Raw genomic sequence first — 16,710 nt, 5'->3', positions numbered from 1 at the left:
CTCAAAATTTTAATACTAAATATAAAGAATCTTATTTGTTAAAATGATAAAATAGCTGATGAAGCATATGCTTCATCAGCTATCTTGTTTTTAATGATGCCCACATCCATCATGTGAACAAGTATGATTTGATGGAAATTCTACTAATTTTCCATCTTTAAGTAAGTCCAAATTACCACTGATAGTATCAGCTTCAGCTCTATAAACTTTTATTCCCATACTATTTAATTTAACTATGGCACCTTGCCCTATTCCTCCAACTACTACTGCATCTACAACTGTACCTGATAATGCTTTTATTGGTTGGCATTTCCCATGTTCATGACCTAAATCTCCATTGTCTAAGGATTTAACTTCTCCACTTTCTAAGTCACACACAACAAAGATTGGTGCAGAACCAAAATGACCATATGGTTTACTATCTAATCCTTTATTTTCTTCTACTGGTATACATACTTTCATTATTATTTCTCCCTTCTCTTGCAACATTTTTTCATAGATTTACATTCTTTACTGCATCCTAGATGTATTGTATTTATATCAAATACATCTATAAAGCTTTCACTAGAATTACTTAACATAGAATTTATAAAATTCATACATATGTTAAACACTTCTTTGTTAATATGATATAAAACATAGTATCCTTCTTTATATCCTGTTATTATGCCAACTTCTTTTAATATTTTTATATGTTGTGAAACAGCAGAATCTGAAATTCCTAAATATTTAGAAATTCCTTTTTGGCAGATATTTCTTTTAGATACTAATATAAGTATGTTAAGTCTAGTTTCATCACTCAATGCTTTAAATATTTTAACCAAATTTTCCATAAAGACCTCTTTTTGATTAAGTAATTACTTAATTAAATTATAGTACTCTTAATTAGATTTTTCAACTATTATTTTGAAATTTTGGAACTTATTATAAATAATTCTAATTGTTTCTATATATATTTCAATTGTCAATTTAAATCTATCAAAATAAACATACCCAGAGATACATCTCTAATGTATCTTGAAGTAAAATAATAATATACAAATAAAAAACTGTCTAAAATAATTATATTATTTTAAGACAGTTTTTTATTTGTATATTTAAAAATTTACTTACTAATTATACTAAGCTCTTTTTAATTTATCTAGATAATAAACAGCATTTAATGCTGCTATTTGTCCTTGCCCAGCTGCTTTGATATAAGAATAGGGTTTACCTACACAGTCTCCTGCGGCAAAACATCCTTCTATATTAGTTTTCATATTATTGTCAACCTTAATATGGATACCATCAATTTCTATTCCAGGAATCAATGTACTTGGAGCTGTACTATCTTTTATAACGAATACTCCATCAACTTCAATATGATTTTCTTTAAAAGATATCTTATTTACAAGTTTATCTCCATCTATTTGCACTGGTCTATCATGTATAATCTCAATAGAATCATCTAAATTATCTGAACTTCTCATAAGGTTTTCTTTTTTATACATAGGTATAAAATAAGTTTTTGAAGTAAGTTCACTTAAGAAATTTGCCTCTTCTTTAGATTCTTCATTATATCCTATAACTGCTACTTTTTTATTTCTATAAAGTGGTGCATCGCATGTAGCACAATATCCTACTCCTCTTCCTAGAAATTCTTCTTCACCTTTTATTGGTCTAGTATATTCTACACCAGTCGCAAGGATTACAGTAGTAGCTTCATACATATCATTTCCAGACATTATTGCAAAGTATTCTCCCATAGCATAAATATTATTTATTCTTTTATTTTCAATTGAAATATCCATGTTATCTATATGGGATTTAAATTTGTCTTTTAATTCATCTCCACTTATATCATAAAAACCTAAATAATTATCTATTGAAGGAGCTTTAACAAGCTTATTGCTTAAATTATCATTGCCAAATATAATCATTGTTTTATTTCTTATTTTTGCATTTATAGCAGCAGATAATCCTGCTGGACCACTACCTATTATAGCTATGTCATATCTCATAATATTCACCCATTTTTATAAATATGATTTTACTTTCATCTCAATTTTGTTCTTAGGCATAAATCCAATTAGAGTTTCAACTGGCTCTCCATCTTTAAATATAATCATAGTTGGTACTGTAGATACACTAAATTGTTGAGCTATTTCTAAGCTTTCATCTATATCAACTTTTACAAATCTAGCTTCGTCTTTCATCTCTTCGCCTAATTCTGCAAATACAGGTCCTAACATATTACAAGGTCCACACCAAGTTGCAAAGAAATCTACTACAACTACTCCTTTACTACCTTCAACACTACTTCTAAATTCAGATGTATTTATAATTTTTGCCATTTTTTTAATCCTCCTAAAAATTTATTATCCTTATAATTATACTATGAAATTTATAAATATAATTTTACTTTTATAAATTCTTTTATATTTTATTTTATACTATTAGTATACCCATTCTTTATTTGTAAAAACAGATTTTTATATTTTTATTATTTTAATTTTTTTGGTATTGATATTTCAAATGTAGTTCCAATACCTATATCAGAAGTTACATCTATTTCGATAGATAAATTCAAGCTAATCATATGTGCTATTGAAAGACCTATTCCAGAACCTTCTAAATCTTTATTTCTCACATTTTCACTTCTAAAAAATCTGTCAAATATAAAAGGCATTTCTTCTTTTTTTATACCTATACCAGTATCTCTTATAAGTAATGTTACTTCATCTTCCACATCTTCTTTTAATTCTAATACTATCTCATCACCTAGTTTAGTATATTTAAAAGCATTATCAATAAAAATTAATATAAGTTGTCTCAATTTATTTTTATCTGTTATTATAACTTTATTCTTTAATTCAGAGTTAAATGTAAATTTTTTTTCTTGAAACTCAGCAATATCCACATAATCTTCTGATATTTCTTCTAGTAATTTTTCTAAATCAATTTCCTCCAAGTTAACTTTAACAATAGAATCTTCCTTAGTAAGAGATAGTAAATCCGTTATCATCTTTTTAAGTCTTCTAGTTTCTTTCATTGCAGTAGCTATTGTTTCAACTTCATCATTTACTGTATTTTCTGGAGATTTTAACATACTTTCTAATTTTGATGAAACTATTGTTATTGGAGTCCTTAACTCATGTGAAGCATCTTGTATAAATTTAGCTTGGTTCCTCCAAGCAGTCTCTATTGGAATTAATGCTTTTCGAGTAAGATATACAGCTACAAAGTATGTTATTATAACAGAAATTAGTATTCCAATTATAAGTACAGATGTCAACTGTTTTAAAGAATTCATCTCTGAGTCAATGTTTCTGATTATTTGTATCTGATATCTGCCCACATCCACATTTAATTCTCTAAATGTATAACCATTTTCTGTATATTTAAAAAATGTATTTTTCTTATCTAGTCTTCTGTCTGGAAGTAATTCATCAAAATATTCATTTTGAGTATAGTAACTTATTCTGTCATTCTCATAAACATATACCATATCTTTAGGGTCTTTAAGTCTTATTGGGTTTAAAAATGAGGTTCTCTTAAATTGAGAAACTATATACTCCAGTTCATCATTGATTTCACTATCAATTCCACTATATGTAAGACCTCTAAAATATGAATATATAAATATAGAAAATATTATTAAAAAACTACCCACTACAACAATGTACATTTTTATCAAATGGTTTTTAGTGCTGGTAAATACATTCTTATTTATCATCGAATATGTATCCTACCTTACGCTTAGTTTTAATATATTTATCATATCCATATTTACTTAGTTTTTTTCTCAGATTACTTACATATACCTCTACTATTTCAATAGTTGCATCTGAATCAATTCCCCATATTCTATCATAAATCTGTTCTTTTAATAAAATTGAACCTTTATTTAAAACAAAATATTCCAATAAGTTAAACTGTTTATTTTGAAGTTTTATTTCTTCTTCTTCAATATACACTCTTTTTTCTAATGTATCTAGATATAAAGATTTAAATTCTAATCCATTTCTTTCTTTTATTTTTCCATTAGTCCTCAATATGGCATATACTCTTGCTACTAGTTCCTCCATATAAAAAGGTTTTGTTAAATAATCATTAGCTCCTATAGTAAATGCTTCTACTTTATCATCTAATGCTTCTTTAGCAGTCAATATAAGTACAGGTGTATCTATATTATTGATTCTCATTTTCTTCAAAATATCAATTCCATTTATATTAGGAAGCATTAAATCTAAAATAACTAAATCATATATATTTTGATTTATTAAATATAATGCTTCTTCTCCATCTTCACATTTTTCAGTTTCAAAATGATTACTAAGTTCTTCTACTACACTTTCTAAAAGCACCCTATTATCTTCAACTATCAAAACCTTCATAAATATCCCCTACCTTTACTTGTCTATCTTGACTTTATGAGATTTCAAATCAATATCTACATTTGCTTTTTCTTTTATATCATCATAAGTATATCCTACTATTTCAACATTCTTTGCTTTTGTTGAACATGTTATATCTATATCTGTTTCTTCTGAAGCCTTCAAAACTTTGTATGATGGTACACGACTTACTGTCAAGTATTCCCCATTATCATTAACTTCTGCCGTCTTAAGGATAATATTTCCTAAGTCTTTTGATGATGAATTCTTTACTTTTATTTGATATGTGATTCCCTCTTTTGACTCATTTACTTTTTTAAGTTCTGAAGTAGATAATACTTCATACTGACTACTATTTTCTAGCTTAATTTTATTGTTTCTTATATCAATAGTATTTTCTTTTAAATTAACATATACAATTTTACCCTCTGCTTCATATTCATATGCATAGACTTCTACACTTTTGGCAAAAGTTTTATGTCCACATTCTACATAAGCAACTTTCCCAGGCATTAAAGTCATATCTAACAGAGATTTACTATCAGATGAAGTAATTTTTTTATTATCATCGTATTCATTATATATTAGTTCAACATTCGATATATTAAATGTTGAATTATTTTCTATCTTTGTGGATGTATCTATTTTTCCACCTTCATCTACAGTTATAATCTCTGTTGCTCCTATATTCAATACTTTTGCATTGTCCTTATCTATTATTACTTCATTATTGTCTTCTGCTTGAATCTCAACTGAATCAGATTGTTCTTCTTCCCTTTTACATGCAGTCAGTGTAAAAATAAATATTGTTAATATAATCATTAAAAAAATTAATTTTTTTACTATTTTATTCATATTAAGCACCTCATATAGTAGTATTTTATAGTAGATTTTTATACTTTTTCATAAATTCCTTCAATGCTTGTGTAAGTATTTGGTGTTTTTCAAAATTTGAGTTGCTACATAATCTTTCAAAGTCACTCCAAGTTTCTTTATCTATACGTACTCTTGTTGTTTTTAATTCACTTAAAGATTCATTATCTATATGTACATCTTTTTTATTAGATATTTTTTTAGGTTTTATATTATAATCCTTCACTTCTAAATACCAATCATACACTTCACAAAGCTTATCTAAATCTTCTTGAGTTATATTTATTTTTCTGTCTTTTTTAGGTTTAATATTTTTTCTTGATTTTATATTTTTTAAATCTGTGTCGTTAAACTCAATTTGTTCAATACTCTTATTTAAAACCTTTTCATTAGATTTCTTCTTTTTGGTGCTTACCTTTTTTACATTATTAGTGTTATCTTCCTTAGTTTTTTCTTTATCCAAATCTTCTTTATTCTTTAATTCGTCTTTTAATATGTATTTACCTTTTTCTGACTTATATCCTTTTTTATTTAAAAAAGTTCTTAAAGTACTTTGACTAATTTTTAGATTTTGAGCTATCTCTGTAAATTTGATTCCTTTACTTTGAAATTCTAAAAATTTATCAATTCTTTCCTCATTATTCATTAATACTCCTCCGTCAATATCTTCTTGTCTTTCTTTTCATACTTCTTATTATATTCTTCTTTTCTAAATCTACTCTGTTTGATTCAATTATTTTTTGTAACATTTTATTATAAGTAAAATCATCTAAATTATTGTTTTTTATATAAAGAAGTGTTTCTTCTTCATACTTAACAAAACAAATTGACAATAGCCATGCCATACCCATTTTAACATAATATTCTTCACTTTGTATATTGTTACAGTATTCAAAAATATCTTTAATATGTTCATCATCAACATAATATATTAAAAACATAACTAATGCAAATCTAATCTCCCACGGATTTTCTGAACAAACATATTTTTTTAATATATCATACATGTATTCTTTATAATTATTTGTACATTTTAGTCCAGAACAAAATCCATCACAAATTGCCCAATTACTAATTTTAGGTACAAATTTTTTTATGTAATATAAAATCTCTTCAAAATTACTATTTATATTGCCAATCACCATACCCTGTAACATAACTTCTTCATAATAAGTATCTTCTGCTACTTCTAAAAATTCTTTCCAGTTGCCTTTACTTATTTCTTTTGACAACTTTCTTAAATTAGGAATTCTAATACCTATTATATTTTCTGTTCCTGGTATAAGTTTCTTATTAAAATCTCTATACTTAACATCTTGCATAGATTTCATATACTCTAAAAATTCGATATATTCCAATTTATCCCATTTTTCCCTACTAAGCATCATTTATTTACTCCTTAGTTCCTTTTTTCTTATTGTAACATAAAATTATATAAAAAAAAGCTTCTACATATCAGAAGCTTTTTCAAAAATGTACTAAATTTTTCAATTTAAAATTTAAATTAAATTAAGCTTTACTACAGCATAATATCTCTTTAGAAAATCTTACTAATCTCCCACACCGAAGTCTGTATTATTGTATAAAACTTCTATATTTGGATTTTCATTTAAAAATTCATACTTATTAATAAACCATTTAACCAACTCTTCATCTCTTTTTATTTTAGAAGAATTGTTTATAAAAACATTCACAGTTGCTTTTTCAAAAGTATTTAGAATAATATCCATGTCATTATCTATCATTTCTTTAGTCTGTCCTTTGATTCCAACCATAATACAAGGCGAATCAAAATATTCTTTTACATCTTCTGGAGTTTTAAATCTTGCATTCTTATTTAAAAAATTATTTCTAAAATCATAATCAAATGTTTCAACCCCAATTTTAAATATTATAGGAATTTCAAAATAATCTCTCATTTCCTTTAGTCTATTTTTGTAGGACCAATGACTTTCTAAGAATAGTTTTTTTATATTTTTTTCTTTTATAATCTTCTTTATTCTCTCTAAAGTATCTTTAGGTATTTCAAAACAGCTACCAGAATTTATGACTTCAAGAACTCCATATTTTCCAGTTATATTTTTTAAAACTTCAAAGTTTACTTTGTTCATTTCTTCTTCCAAATTAGAATTATCATCTATATAATCACAAAAAGAACATCTTCCCCATATACATGGAAAGCTTTTAAGTAAAACTATTTCTCTTTGATTTTTATTTATTATCTCACTATATCTATCCATATTCTCTCCTATCTTTCTCCAGTTAATGATACTTTTAAAGTCTTTGGAACTGCATTTAATCCCAAATTTACCAAAACAACAGCAATTAATTTATCTGTATAATCTGTGAACACTTGAGTTATAAACACACTAAATACATCTCCAAGCCCTAGTACTTTTAAAATTTGAACTATATAAGAAGAACCCGATGATGTCACCCCGCCAAACAAAAAAGCTGAAATTACTGAGCTTACTATAGATGTTGGTATGGCAAACAACAATACTCCTAATGGAGTTTTTAAACCAGTTAAGAATTTCTTTTTAAAAGCAATACCAGCAAGTAATCCTGTTGATATCTGAACTGGTGCAAAATAAAGAGAATATACATCAAATGTAACTCCACTTATTAAACTTCCAAACACACCTGTAATAACAGCATATTTAGGCCCCAAAAGTGAAGCTATCATTATAGTTCCTATTGAATCTAAATATATAGGTAGCCTCAGCCCCATAGCTATAAACGCACCTACTATATTTATAGAAATCCCAAAGGCTATAAGTGTAATAGTTTTGACACATATTTTTCTTTTCACACTATATCACTCCTTCCACAGAGTCTATAATGTTTTCATATCCTTTAAAAAGTCTTTTTAAAAACATATACATAAATTTCTTTTCATCAACCTCATTTAAAATAATCGCATTAGCATGGTTTTTGTAGAAATTAAATGAGTCTACTATGGATTGCCCCATAGCTATTCCATCTTCCACAATTTCTACATATGATTCAAATCCTTTACATATACTTCTGTCTATAAAATATGCCACTGCTAGAGGGTCATTTATTACACAACCTATTATTCCTTCTTGCTCCCAATGAAAATCAATATAAAATCTAGTGATTTCAGTTATATATTTTGCCATTTTTTCATCAAGTCTATTTATAAACTCAATAATATTAGGAGTAAGTACAATTTTTCTAGTTACATCTAAACCTACCATGTGAATTTTTTTAGATAAATTCTTGTAAACATAATCTGCTCCATGTGGGTCTACCCAATAGTTAAATTCTGCTACTGGAGAACAATTTCCATGAATTTTAAATGCTCCTCCCATAGATACAAATTCATCAAGATTTTCAAAGGCTTTTTTATCTTTCATAAGTGCTTTAGCTATGTTTGTAAGTGGTGCAAGTGCTATTATAGATACTTTTTCACAATTATGTAAAGTATTTATTATAAAATCTACTGCTCCATTTTTTGCTTTAACTTCTGTCACTTTTTGATAAAAATTTTCTCCTATACCATCTTCTCCATGTGTATCTTGAGCTGTTACAAGTGTTCTTTTTAGTGGTGCTTCTTCTCCTATATATACTGGAATATTTAGTGAAGAACACATTTGAAGTGTTTTTAGTGCATTTTCTGCACCTACATTTGCTGGTACGTTACCACAACATGTGGTAATTCCAATTACTTCTAGCTCTGGTGAGTTTAAAGCCAAAAGGATTGCCAAAGAATCATCAATTCCTGGGTCACAATCAATTATTACTTTTCTTTTTTCCATATTACTATCCTCCTTGATTTGTGGTCGAGGAGAACTACACATCTTTTTTCCACTTTCAAAAAGGTGTGTCTAAGGGTATTAATTATATACTGCCACTATATAATTCCTTAGTTTTTTATACTTGGAGTTCTCGAACAAGTACAGATGTTAAGTTTAGTTATGATTTTAAGTCATTTATTATAACCTGTCAATCAACTAAAACCTTTCAAACACCTGATTTACTAACTACAAAAACACTGTTTGTAGTTTAAAAGAATTTATTATATTTTTATGTGTCTCATTAAAGCATGCTTAAATAATAAACAAACTTTAATAAAATGTGGCACGTTTAAACCGATTATTATTATACAACAATATTATAAATATTACAATTAATACCTTTAATTAAATTTACATATAAAATTTATACTAAATTTAATTTTTATGTTGCAAATAAGCATCAAATGTTATATATTTTTAACAAGAAGTTAAAAATATATAACATTTACTAAAGGAGTTGTTAATAATGAAAAGTTTTAGGGAATTAAATAAACTAGGATTTTTAGGTTTCTTAGGTTTTTTAGGACTAGCTGGAATATATGCTGGTGAAATACGAACTATTAGTTTTTGTGCATTCTTTGTTTTTTTTAGATACTTTAATATTATGCCAGATGAATTATTTAGAGAAAACCTGAGAAAAGCAGCTGTGCCAGCATTTTTCTTTACACTTTCATCGCTATCAGTAGCTATGGTTTTATCCATCATCTCAGATAATATTTCTACTATTGAAAATGGTCTAGGAATAAGTTTTTCTATATCAATGATTAGCTTTGTTGCAGTTTTTGCATACTTACAGTATAAAGAAGGAAAAGGACTAGAGTAATGATGATTCGTTCAAGAACTAAAGAATATAGAGCAAAATATAATATGAAACAAGATGAACTGGCATCATTAGTAGGAGTAAGAAGAGAAACTATAGGAAATCTTGAAAATGGAAAATATAACCCTTCATTAAAATTAGCATTTGACATTGCTAACGTATTCAATGTAAGTATAGAAGAAGTTTTTGAATATATAAAGGATTAGTAACTATTCTCTTCTTAAAATTTTTGCTATACTTTTCTTAAATAGATTAAAACTAATACAATTTGGTGATTATATGAAAAGAAAACTTTCAACACGCTTTTTTGGATATATTTGGTTTGTTCATATTCTTTTTAGTGGCTTTTATATTAAAAAAATTAGTACTAGATACTATGATAGGAATAATAATTCAACCAGTTTTACAGTTGTAATATCCAGTTTTGCATATACACTTGTAAAATATATTAAAGCGAAGTATTATACATATATATTTTCAAATAAAATAATTTATTTTATTTACTGAATATTTTTATTTTTTAGGGGGATGTATTGTGTTTAAAGACAAAATTGATGAATGTGTTCATATAATGACTGCATACATTGTTAGTTTAAAAGAATACTATTCATTTATAGAAACTCAGATTGATGATTTTATTAAAAGATATGGAGAAGATATTGTAGAGTCTTGTCTTCATAGAATTATGATTTTATTATGTGAATGTGGTTTGGCATAAAATTTAATTCATCAAAAAGAATAAGAAGAATTTTATATAAATTCTTCTTATCTAAATATTTAATTTAATAAAGATTTTAAATTACGCTTTTTCTTTTATAAATGCTCTTACTTTATCCATTGTTGACCACACATCACTATCATATATTTGTGTAAATTTTTCTCCTGTGCTCTTACTCATTTCTTCCATCTTGCTACAAGCACCTCCGCCAATAACATACAAATTTTCTGTTTTATATGGCTTATAATCTTTTATATCTGTTACTAAACAGCTTTCATCTTTTCTTTTATAATATAACCCTATTATTTCTGCTGAAACTCTATCATCTCCACTATAAACTATTGTATGTTTAATCTGCTTGATATCTCCACCATTTATATTATTATTTAATACGCCTTCTACGATTAACTTAGCCACACCCTCATATCCAAGTTTTTCTGCTTTCTCATAATCCTCTTTATTGTCACAAAAAAAACTTTCTATTAATATAGCAGTAGGTTTTGAACTATTTAGAATATACAATCCTTTATCTAATTTGGCTCCTCTATTTTTAAATACCATACCTAATTTATTACATATTCTAGTTGCATATTCTAAACCTTTATTACTATAATATAACACTTCTGAGCCTTTTCCTTGACCATCACTTGCATTTAAATGTAACTCTATAAGTAAATCATATTCTCCATTATTAACTTTAGGTATTTTATAAGACTTTTCCTCATTTTTAGAACTAAACTGTTTTTCAGGGCATATTATTACGCTTACTGTATGCCCTTTTTTCCTAAATATATCTGCTAATATTGGTGCCAATAATTTGTTATACTGATATTCATTAACTAATCCATCAGCAGAAGTACATGCACCATTTTTTAGAATACTGTGTCCTACTGTAATACATATTTTCATAACATTTTACTCCTTTAATTAAATTTTATCCATGTATATGTCCCATAATAATGAAAATCTAAATTTATATAAATCATTCATCTTCATAAAAAAAATAATTATCATTTTATTTTTTATAAAAATATCACAAATATTCTTAATATTCAATATATAATACATAAGTGGTAATCTAAAACGCATAACTAGACAAAAACATTTTTATTTTCATTTATTTTCATCTGATTTGATAAACTTTTATGTGATTCTACTATATAATCTCTATTGTCTATTTTTATTTAAAAATTCGTAAAATTATTAATTGATAATACTTTTTTTAACTATAACACTTTTTTATCATTTATATATTTTATAAATACTCTGTTTTAATTTTTTTATGTTAATATCTAATGATTACATTTTTTAGTATAACTTTAGTTATATCAAAAATATTTTAAAAATCTTAAATATATTCACACATTCTCATAAATTATGTTATAATGAGAATATTGCGATGACAGTTTTAGATTTTTGACAACTGGAGTGTAAAATCACTCCCTTTTCTTTTTACTAATTATGATAAATATTTAGTTAATACTAATATGCTATTATATAAAGTAAATATAAAAAATAAACTTTGTTATATGTACATTTTGCATTAATGCAAAAATGAATTTCATATATATTTCTCACAATAGGAGTGCTATGGCACTCTTTTTTGTTTTTTATAATTATGTGAAATATTCAGATACCATGTAATAAACCTTCATTTTTCAATTTTATATAAGAATCAATCATTAGATAAATACTATCTTTTTTATCTTAATATTATCCAAATCAGCACATAATAAATCCAATGTATCTTCTTAATATCACATAAGAAGATTCTAATCAATTTTAGTATCCTAAATTATTTTGCAAAACCAAATTAATTTGATTTAATAGTAATTTAATTAAAATGTGTAAGTACTGTACCAATATAGAAAGTATAGAAATCTAGATTGTTGACAAACTTAAAAATAAAACATACAATAACATTGTAAATTAAATTAACACTGTTAAGTTAAAGAGGTGATTATATGAGTGTCAAAGAAAGACGTAAAAAGGAAAAAATAGAAATGAAGAAAAAAATTATGGATGCTGCCATTGAAATTATCAATCAAGAAGGATATGAAAATTTATCAATTAGAAAAATTGCTACAAAAATAGAATATTCTCCAACTACTATTTATCTTTACTACAAAGATAAGGCACAGATTATTAATGATATGGCTAATGAACTTTATAATAAAATAGAAAATGATTCTATTACTGTTATGGATAAGTACTCCTCATTTTCAGTAGATAAACAAATCAGAGAAATTATGCTTACTTTTATCAAAATTCTTTCTAGCAATCCAGAAATGACAAAAGCCATAATGTATAGTGGAATGAATATTATATTTGCATCTCAAAATACTGCTAGTACTCCTGCTAATAATGGTATAGAGATGTTTGATAAACTTCTTGCTATTGGAATTAAGCAAAAAATATTTAAACCAAACATAGATAATGCTTCTTGGATGCTTATAAGTGCATTATTAGGTTTTGTTTTATGTGCTGTTGAAAATCACTTGTATTCTTTACATAACTTCCCACAATTTATAGACAATTTCGTGGATATTTTACTTGGAGGAATTTACAATGAGCATTCACATCAAAAATCTTAATAAGAAAAATAAATTTTTAAGAATTCTAAAAGTATTAATAGTTTTATTTTTTATATTTATATGTATTATTATTGTAGCTGTAGTTAATTTGAAACCAGAAAAATTAGTAGTACAAAATATAAATCCTACTAAAATAAAAAATGGTACTTATCTTGGAAATGCTGATAATGGTCTAGTAAAAGCTACTGTATCTGTCAAAGTTAACAATGGAGTAATAAAAGATATTCATATATTGAAACATGACACTCTTTTAGGTAAACCAGCTGAAAAGATTGTAAATAATATTATTAAGCAACAATCTTTAGAAGTGGATGCTATAACTTCTGCAACTTACAGCAGTGATACTATACGAAAAGCTATAGAAAATGCTTTACAAAAAGGAGAGTAAAATATGGATACTATTATTGTATATTCAAGTAAATATGGTTGTACAACAGACTGTGCAAATATATTAAAAAGTAAACTATCAAATAATGTGACTATTGTTGATATTAAGGATAAAAACAGTAAAATTGAATTATCAAAATTTGATACAGTTATTATTGGAAGTTCAATATATGTGGGTTCAGTTTCAAAAGAAATTCGTACATTCTGTAATGATAATATAGAGTCATTAAACCAAAAGAAAGTTGGAATTTTTCTTTGTTGCGCATTCTCTGAACAGACGGATAAATATCTATCAAGTAATTTCCCATCATCATTATTAAAGAGTGCAAAATCAATAAGTGTATTTGGTGGTGAAGCTAGATTAGAGAAAATGAAATTTTTTGATAAATTGATTATGAAGTCAGTTACAAAAAATGATTACAATGGTTTGAAAATATCACAGGATAATATAGATAATTTTTTAAGAAATTTTAATGACTAAAATAAGCTATACTCTTCGTTAACAACCCCATCTACCCCTCCTTTATGGCAAAGAGCTCAAAAATCATGGAATGTTTTACCATATATTTTTATATCAAAAGTTACATAACTTTCCCTTATATAACTTTTGATATAAAATATAATAAAGTATACAATATGTTTTCACCTTTAAACTTGAACATTATAAAACAAAAACTATTATATTTACTACATTGGAGATGATACTTATGGGAAAAGTTAAAATCAGACTAGCAAAGGAAACAGATGCTGAAGAAATATTAGAAATATATACACCATATATCACTAATACAGCAATTACTTTTGAATATGATATACCAAATATTAGTGATTTTAAAAATAGAATAAAAACAATTTGTTCAAAATATCCATATCTAGTATGTTTAATTGATGAAAAAATTGTTGGATATACTTATGCTCATGAACATAATGAAAGAACTGCTTATCAATGGAATGCTGGATTATCAATTTATATTGATGAAAGGTTTGTAAGTTGTAAAATAGGCATAGCTCTTTATAATTCAATAATAGATATATTAAAATTACAAAATATTCAAAACTTATATGTTAGCATTGCATCGCCTAATATTAAAAGCGAAAGACTTCACCAACACTTTGGTTTCAAACTATGTGGAATTTATCATAATACAGGATATAAGTTTGGTAGTTGGCATGATGTTATGTTATTTGAAAAATACATAGGTACTCATCCTATAAAACCAGACTACATAAAAACAATCAAACAAATTGATACAAAAGAAATCGACACTATTTTAAAAAAAAGCAGTCTTCTTGTTAAATTACTTTAAAATAAAAACTTTAAATAAACCAAAATAAAAATAAGAAAGTAACTTTAAAATAAGTATTTTAAAGTTACTTTCTTATTTTTTATTAAATTTTATAATAATAGTCATATTAACGTAAATACTATAAAAAGAGTTTAAATTTATTTATTTAGTAAAATTAAATCAAAATAGAAAAAATGGAAGGAGAATAATTGATGATAAAACTGATTGGTATATTAATAGTTGTGATTGGATTTATACTTAAAATTGATACATTATTTACTGTATTATTAGCAGGAATAGCAACAGGACTTGTAGCAGGATTAGATTTTAACCAAATCTTTACAACCCTAGGAGATTCTTTTGTCTCAAATAGAGGTGTGTCATTGTTTATACTAACATTACCTGTAATTGGTGTTTTAGAAAGATATGGATTAAAACAAAGAGCAGTTTCTCTAATAGAAAAATTACAAAGACTCACAACAGGAAAAGTACTGAGTATATATATGTTTGCTAGACAAATAGCTGGAGCCTTATCAATAAGAATGAGTGGACATCCTCAATTTGTAAGACCACTTGTTAACCCCATGGCACAAGCTGCTGGATTAAGCAATAGTGATGAATTAAAAGAATCAGACGAAGAAGCTATAAAAGCATTATCTGCTGCATCAGAAAACTATGGTAACTTCTATGGTCAAAACTTATTTGCAGGTAGCAGTGGAGTTTTACTTATAGCATCTACTCTTACTCAATTTGGATATAATGTAACTGGAATTGAGATTGTAAAAGCTAATATCATTATGGCCGTAATAGCATTTATAGCTGCCACAATCCAATTTACTCTATATGATAAAAAATTAAATAAAAGTCATAAGAGATAGATTTATTTAGGAGGTATAAAAGTGCAAAATTTTATAAACATATCATTAGAAATTTTTTATGCATTAATGGGGCTTTTAATGATTGTCATAGCATACAGGTCTTTTACTACAATAGACAATAATAAAAAATACGGTACATCATTATTTTGGATACTAATATCACTACCATTTATATTTGGAAGATTAATTCCAGCTAATATAATAGGAATCATACTAATATTATCTAGTTTATTAACACTTACTAAACAAGTCATATTTGCAAAATACGAAGAGCCAAATGAAAATTTTGGGAAAGAACAGGCAGACAAACTTAAAAATAAAATATTCATACCATCATTAATATTAGCTTTTGCAGCAGTAATTGTAGCTATGAGTCTTTCTAATTTCGATAATTCTTCACAGTTTGCAATAGGTGTAGGTTCAATAATTGCACTAATATCTGCTCTTATAATAACCAAATCAAAATCATCTACCTCAGTTCATGATGGTTCAAGATTATTGCAACAAATGGGACCAGCTAGCATGCTACCACAACTTTTGGTTGCATTAGGTGCTTTGTTTACTCAAGCTGGAGTTGGCGAAGTTATCTCAGGTATGATATCAGGAGTAGTTCCTACTGACAATAGATTATTTGGCGTTATAGCTTATGTATTGGGTATGGTTATATTTACTATGATAATGGGAAATGCATTTGCTGCATTTTCAGTCATAACGGCAGGAATTGGAATTCCTTTTGTATTGTCTCAAGGTGGAAATCCTGCTATAATTGGAGCATTAGCATTAACAGCAGGATATTGTGGAACTCTACTTACTCCAATGGCAGCTAATTTTAATATAGTTCCAGCAGCTTTACTTGAATGTAAAAATGATTATGTTGTTATAAAGTATCAAGCACCAGTTGCTTTAATATTAATTGTAGCACACATATTAGTAATGTATTTTTTAGGATTTTGATAT

Annotated in this window: 22 protein-coding genes and 1 riboswitch; of the genes, 9 read left to right on the top strand and 13 right to left on the bottom strand. The window is 26.2% G+C overall.

What is annotated here, in order from left to right:
• Positions 1–90 precede the first annotated feature (90 nt).
• The 12 genes from IC219_RS01320 to IC219_RS01265 form a co-directional block, all read right to left on the bottom strand.
• Positions 91–462: a NifB/NifX family molybdenum-iron cluster-binding protein gene (locus tag IC219_RS01320; RefSeq protein WP_227433185.1), complete on the bottom strand. Its 372-nt coding sequence runs from the start codon at positions 460–462 to the stop codon at positions 91–93.
• 2 nt (positions 463–464) lie between these two features.
• Positions 465–833, bottom strand: a complete 369-nt coding sequence (locus IC219_RS01315; RefSeq protein WP_227831068.1) for a winged helix-turn-helix domain-containing protein — start codon at positions 831–833, stop codon at positions 465–467.
• A gap of 288 nt (positions 834–1,121) precedes the next feature.
• Positions 1,122–2,000, bottom strand: a complete 879-nt coding sequence (locus tag IC219_RS01310) for an NAD(P)/FAD-dependent oxidoreductase (RefSeq protein WP_227831069.1) — start codon at positions 1,998–2,000, stop codon at positions 1,122–1,124.
• Positions 2,001–2,015: 15 nt separating this feature from the next.
• Positions 2,016–2,333 (bottom strand): thioredoxin, encoded by a 318-nt coding sequence (gene trxA / locus IC219_RS01305; protein WP_227433182.1) that lies wholly within the window; start codon positions 2,331–2,333, stop codon positions 2,016–2,018.
• 149 nt (positions 2,334–2,482) lie between these two features.
• Complete coding sequence (locus IC219_RS01300; RefSeq protein WP_227433181.1) at positions 2,483–3,715, bottom strand: sensor histidine kinase; 1,233 nt, start codon at positions 3,713–3,715, stop codon at positions 2,483–2,485.
• Positions 3,705–4,376, bottom strand: a complete 672-nt coding sequence (locus tag IC219_RS01295; RefSeq protein WP_227433180.1) for a response regulator transcription factor — start codon at positions 4,374–4,376, stop codon at positions 3,705–3,707. Before IC219_RS01295 ends, IC219_RS01300 begins: the two co-directional genes overlap by 11 nt.
• Positions 4,377–4,391: 15 nt before the next feature.
• Positions 4,392–5,231 carry a hypothetical protein gene (locus IC219_RS01290; protein WP_227831070.1) on the bottom strand — a complete coding sequence of 280 codons (840 nt, stop codon included), beginning with the start codon at positions 5,229–5,231 and terminating at the stop codon, positions 4,392–4,394.
• A 25-nt stretch (positions 5,232–5,256) separates the two neighbouring features.
• Positions 5,257–5,895: a DNA-binding protein gene (locus IC219_RS01285; RefSeq protein WP_227433178.1), complete on the bottom strand. Its 639-nt coding sequence runs from the start codon at positions 5,893–5,895 to the stop codon at positions 5,257–5,259.
• 13 nt (positions 5,896–5,908) lie between these two features.
• Positions 5,909–6,637, bottom strand: a complete 729-nt coding sequence (locus tag IC219_RS01280) for a DNA alkylation repair protein (RefSeq protein WP_227831071.1) — start codon at positions 6,635–6,637, stop codon at positions 5,909–5,911.
• A 162-nt stretch (positions 6,638–6,799) separates the two neighbouring features.
• Entirely contained in the window at positions 6,800–7,489 is a 690-nt protein-coding gene (locus tag IC219_RS01275; RefSeq protein WP_227433176.1) for a radical SAM protein, read from the bottom strand.
• Positions 7,490–7,497: 8 nt separating this feature from the next.
• A complete protein-coding gene (locus IC219_RS01270; protein ID WP_227433175.1) occupies positions 7,498–8,061 on the bottom strand; it encodes an ECF transporter S component in 564 nt (187 codons plus the stop codon).
• Between the two features lies 1 nt (position 8,062).
• Entirely contained in the window at positions 8,063–9,031 is a 969-nt protein-coding gene (locus IC219_RS01265) for a nucleoside hydrolase (RefSeq protein WP_227831072.1), read from the bottom strand.
• 101 nt (positions 9,032–9,132) lie between these two features.
• Positions 9,133–9,176: riboswitch (PreQ1 riboswitch) on the bottom strand.
• A 360-nt stretch (positions 9,177–9,536) separates the two neighbouring features.
• Here IC219_RS01265 and IC219_RS01260 point away from each other — a divergent pair.
• The 3 genes from IC219_RS01260 to IC219_RS01250 all read left to right on the top strand — a co-directional run bounded on the left by IC219_RS01260 (position 9,537) and on the right by IC219_RS01250 (position 10,608).
• Positions 9,537–9,893: a DUF3796 domain-containing protein gene (locus IC219_RS01260; RefSeq protein WP_227433173.1), complete on the top strand. Its 357-nt coding sequence runs from the start codon at positions 9,537–9,539 to the stop codon at positions 9,891–9,893.
• 2 nt (positions 9,894–9,895) lie between these two features.
• Positions 9,896–10,096 (top strand): helix-turn-helix transcriptional regulator, encoded by a 201-nt coding sequence (locus tag IC219_RS01255; RefSeq protein WP_227433172.1) that lies wholly within the window; start codon positions 9,896–9,898, stop codon positions 10,094–10,096.
• Between the two features lie 329 nt (positions 10,097–10,425).
• Positions 10,426–10,608 carry a hypothetical protein gene (locus IC219_RS01250; RefSeq protein WP_227433171.1) on the top strand — a complete coding sequence of 61 codons (183 nt, stop codon included), beginning with the start codon at positions 10,426–10,428 and terminating at the stop codon, positions 10,606–10,608.
• A gap of 81 nt (positions 10,609–10,689) precedes the next feature.
• On the opposite strand, the gene IC219_RS01245 is transcribed toward IC219_RS01250, so the two are convergent.
• On the bottom strand, positions 10,690–11,517 hold the full coding sequence (locus IC219_RS01245; RefSeq protein WP_227433170.1) for an N-acetylmuramoyl-L-alanine amidase: 828 nt from the start codon (positions 11,515–11,517) through the stop codon (positions 10,690–10,692).
• A 1,055-nt stretch (positions 11,518–12,572) separates the two neighbouring features.
• Here IC219_RS01245 and IC219_RS01240 point away from each other — a divergent pair.
• The 6 genes from IC219_RS01240 to IC219_RS01215 all read left to right on the top strand — a co-directional run bounded on the left by IC219_RS01240 (position 12,573) and on the right by IC219_RS01215 (position 16,707).
• Positions 12,573–13,202 (top strand): TetR/AcrR family transcriptional regulator, encoded by a 630-nt coding sequence (locus tag IC219_RS01240; RefSeq protein ID WP_227483248.1) that lies wholly within the window; start codon positions 12,573–12,575, stop codon positions 13,200–13,202.
• Positions 13,177–13,590: an FMN-binding protein gene (locus IC219_RS01235; RefSeq protein ID WP_227433168.1), complete on the top strand. Its 414-nt coding sequence runs from the start codon at positions 13,177–13,179 to the stop codon at positions 13,588–13,590. The genes IC219_RS01240 and IC219_RS01235 overlap by 26 nt, the downstream gene beginning before the upstream one ends.
• Before the next feature lie 3 nt (positions 13,591–13,593).
• Complete coding sequence (locus IC219_RS01230; RefSeq protein ID WP_227433167.1) at positions 13,594–14,070, top strand: flavodoxin domain-containing protein; 477 nt, start codon at positions 13,594–13,596, stop codon at positions 14,068–14,070.
• A gap of 226 nt (positions 14,071–14,296) precedes the next feature.
• Positions 14,297–14,896 carry a GNAT family N-acetyltransferase gene (locus IC219_RS01225; protein WP_227831073.1) on the top strand — a complete coding sequence of 200 codons (600 nt, stop codon included), beginning with the start codon at positions 14,297–14,299 and terminating at the stop codon, positions 14,894–14,896.
• A gap of 191 nt (positions 14,897–15,087) precedes the next feature.
• A complete protein-coding gene (locus IC219_RS01220) occupies positions 15,088–15,753 on the top strand; it encodes a DUF969 domain-containing protein (RefSeq protein ID WP_227433165.1) in 666 nt (221 codons plus the stop codon).
• 21 nt (positions 15,754–15,774) lie between these two features.
• The gene (locus IC219_RS01215) at positions 15,775–16,707 is read left to right on the top strand and encodes a DUF979 domain-containing protein (RefSeq protein ID WP_227433164.1); all 933 of its coding nucleotides are present in this window, start codon (positions 15,775–15,777) and stop codon (positions 16,705–16,707) included.
• Positions 16,708–16,710 lie beyond the last annotated feature (3 nt).

Origin of the sequence: Clostridioides sp. ES-W-0018-02 (genome assembly GCF_020658175.1) — a bacterium.
Taxonomy (GTDB): Bacteria; Bacillota; Clostridia; order Peptostreptococcales; family Peptostreptococcaceae; genus Clostridioides.
The sequence above is the reverse complement of the archived record's forward strand: the minus strand, read 5'-3'. Positions and strand labels throughout refer to the sequence as shown.